Origin of the sequence: Rhizobium sp. SEMIA 4085 (assembly GCF_013004495.1) — a bacterium.
GTDB classification, from domain to species: Bacteria; Pseudomonadota; Alphaproteobacteria; order Rhizobiales; family Rhizobiaceae; genus Rhizobium; species Rhizobium gallicum.
This window is the reverse complement of the sequence record NZ_JABEPH010000494.1, coordinates 1-3449: the sequence shown is the minus strand read 5'-3', so window position 1 is coordinate 3449 and position 3449 is coordinate 1. Positions and strand designations below refer to the sequence as shown.

At 61.7% G+C, this 3449-nt stretch carries 1 protein-coding gene; it reads left to right on the top strand.

Annotated features, from left to right (window positions below; genetic code table 11):
• Positions 1–30 precede the first annotated feature (30 nt).
• A partial coding sequence (locus C9413_RS29775) for a vitamin B12-dependent ribonucleotide reductase (protein ID WP_170251312.1) occupies positions 31–3449 on the top strand: 3419 nt, incomplete at its 3' end.

Here is a 3449-nt window from a genome sequence, read left to right as displayed (position 1 = left end):
GATGGGGCGCGCAAACAGAGGTGCAAGGACATGCGCATAGAACGCCGTTTCACAAAGGCAGGCCAGAGCGCTTACGCGGACATCGAATTCCGCAAGGCGACGAGCGAGATCAAGAACCCCGACGGTTCGATCGTATTCCGCCTTGAGAACATCGACGTTCCCGCGCAGTTCTCCCAAGTCGCGGCCGACATCCTTGCCCAGAAATATTTCCGCAAGGCCGGCGTTCCGGCAAAGCTGAAGAAGGTTGAGGAAAACGACGTTCCCTCCTTTCTGTGGCGTTCGGTTGCCGATGAGGCAGCCCTCAAGGAGCTGCCGAAGGACCAGCAGTACGGTTCCGAAATCGATGCGCGCCAGGTCTTCGACCGTCTGGCTGGGACCTGGACCTACTGGGGCTGGAAGGGCGGCTACTTCTCGTCTGAGGAAGATGCCTCTGCCTTTCGCGACGAACTCGCCTACATGCTCGCTACCCAACGCGTCGCCCCGAACTCCCCGCAGTGGTTCAACACCGGCATGCACTGGGCCTACGGCATTGACGGCCCCGGCCAGGGCCACTTCTACGTCGACCCCTTCACCGGCAAGCTGACGAAGTCCAAGTCGGCCTACGAGCATCCCCAGCCGCATGCCTGCTTCATCCAGTCGGTCGAGGACGACCTCGTCAACGAAGGCGGCATCATGGACCTCTGGGTTCGCGAAGCCCGCCTCTTCAAGTACGGCTCCGGCACGGGCTCCAACTTCTCGTATCTGCGCGGCGAAGGCGAAAAACTTTCTGGCGGCGGCCGCTCCTCCGGCCTGATGAGCTTCCTGAAGATCGGCGACCGTGCGGCGGGCGCCATCAAGTCGGGCGGCACGACGCGCCGTGCGGCCAAGATGGTCGTCGTCGACATCGATCATCCAGACATCGAGGAATACATCAACTGGAAGGTCAAGGAAGAGCAGAAGGTTGCTGCCCTCGTCACCGGTTCGAAGATCGTCGCCAAGCACCTGAAGGCGATCATGAAGGCCTGCTTCAATTGCGAAGGCGGCGCCGATGCGGATTGCTTCGACCCGACCAAGAACCCTGCCCTCAAGCGCGAAATCCGCGCCGCCAAGAAGGACCAGGTCCCGGAAAACTATGTGAGCCGCGTCATCCAGTTCGCCCGCCAGGGCTACAAGGACATGGAGTTCAAGACCTACGACACGGACTGGGATAGTGAAGCCTACCTCACCGTTTCCGGCCAGAACTCCAACAACTCGGTCTCGATCCGCGACGACTTCCTGCGCGCCGTCGAAGCCGATGGCGACTGGAACCTGACGGCCCGCAAGGATGGTAAGGTCATGAAGACGCTGAAGGCCCGCGACCTCTGGGAGACGATCTCCTATGCCGCCTGGGCATCGGCCGATCCCGGCCTGCACTTCAATACGACGATGAACGACTGGCACACCAGCCCGGCCGCCGGCCCGATCCGCGCCTCCAACCCGTGCTCGGAATACATGTTCCTCGACGACACGGCCTGCAACCTTGCCTCGCTGAACCTCATGCAGTTCAAGGATGCGGCGACAAAGCGGATCAACATCGCCGACTACGAGCATGCCGTGCGTCTGTGGAGCGTCGTGCTCGAAATCTCCGTGATGATGGCGCAGTTCCCGTCGCGCCGCATTGCCGAGCTCTCCTACGAATACCGCACGATCGGTCTCGGCTATGCCAATATCGGCGGCCTGCTGATGTCGTCCGGCATTCCTTATGACAGCGACGAAGCCCGCGCCATCGCAGGCTCCCTGACGGCGATCATGACCGGCATTTCCTATGCCACCTCGGCGGAAATGGCTGCTGAACTCGGCCCGTTCCCGATGTTTGCGCCGAACCGCGAGAACATGCTGCGCGTCATCCGCAACCATCGCCGCGCCGCCTATGGCGAGAGGTCCGGCTATGAAGGCCTGTCGATCAACCCGGTCGCCCTCATCCACGGCGAAAACCCGGATCAAGATCTCGCCGCGCATGCCAAGAGCGCCTGGGACAAGGCACTGGAACTCGGCGAAAAGCACGGCTACCGCAACGCCCAGGCAACCGTAATTGCGCCGACCGGCACGATCGGCCTCGTTATGGATTGCGATACGACTGGCATCGAGCCCGACTTCGCGCTCGTCAAGTTCAAGAAGCTCGCCGGCGGCGGCTACTTCAAGATCATCAACCGCGCGGTACCCGAAGCGCTGCGCACGCTCGGCTACTCCGAAAGCCAGATCGCCGAGATCGAAGCCTATGCTGTCGGCCACGGCAACCTGAACCAGGCGCCCGCCATCAACCCCTCGACGCTGACGTCCAAGGGCTTCACCGACGAGAAGGTCGAGGCCGTCAACGCGGCGCTGAAGTCCGCTTTCGACATCAAGTTCGTCTTCAACCAGTGGACGCTCGGGCTCGACTTCCTGAAGGGCACGCTGAAGGTCTCCGACGACCAGCTTGCCGACATGAGCTTCAACCTGCTCGACCACATGGGCTTCTCGAGGAAGGATATCGAGGCTGCAAACATCCATGTTTGCGGTGCGATGACGCTGGAAGGCGCTCCGTTCCTCAAGAACGAGCACCTCGCCGTCTTCGATTGTGCCAATCCTTGCGGCAAGATCGGCAAGCGTTACCTCTCGGTCGAAAGCCACATCCGCATGATGGCGGCTGCCCAGCCCTTCATCTCGGGTGCGATCTCCAAGACGATCAACATGCCGAACGATGCAACCGTCGACGATTGCAAGAGCGCCTACATGCTCTCCTGGAAGCTCGGCCTCAAGGCCAACGCGCTTTACCGCGACGGCTCGAAGCTGTCGCAGCCGCTGAACGCCTCGCTGATCGAGGACGAAGGCGACGAGGACACGCTGGAGGAACTGCTGGCCCAGCCGGCAGCGGCCCAGGCCGTCACCGTCACCGAGAAGATCATCGAGCGGGTGATCGAGAAGGTCGTGCGCAGCCAGGAAAAGCTGCCGGGCCGCCGCAAGGGCTACACCCAGAAGGCAAAGATCGGCGGCCACACGATTTTCCTGCGCACCGGCGAATATGACGACGGCCGACTCGGCGAGATCTTCCTCGACATGAACAAGGAAGGTTCGGCCCTTCGAGCATTCATCAACAACTTCGCAATCTCGGTCTCGCTCGGCCTGCAATACGGCGTGCCGCTCGAGGAATATGTGGATGCCTTCACCTTCACGAAGTTCGAGCCGGCGGGCATCGTCACCGGCAACGACGCGATCAAGAATGCGACGTCGATCCTCGACTACGTGTTCCGCGAACTCGCCATCTCCTATCTCGGCCGCCACGATCTGGCGCACGTTGATACGTCCGACTTCAATAACACGGCGCTCGGCCGCGGCGTGTCGGAAGGCAAGGCGGATGTCGTCTCCAAGGGCCTGACTCGCGGCTATAAGCCGACGCTGGTTTCCGGAAACGCGACCGAGCGCGCGGCGGCGGAGATCAAGGGTGCTTCAAC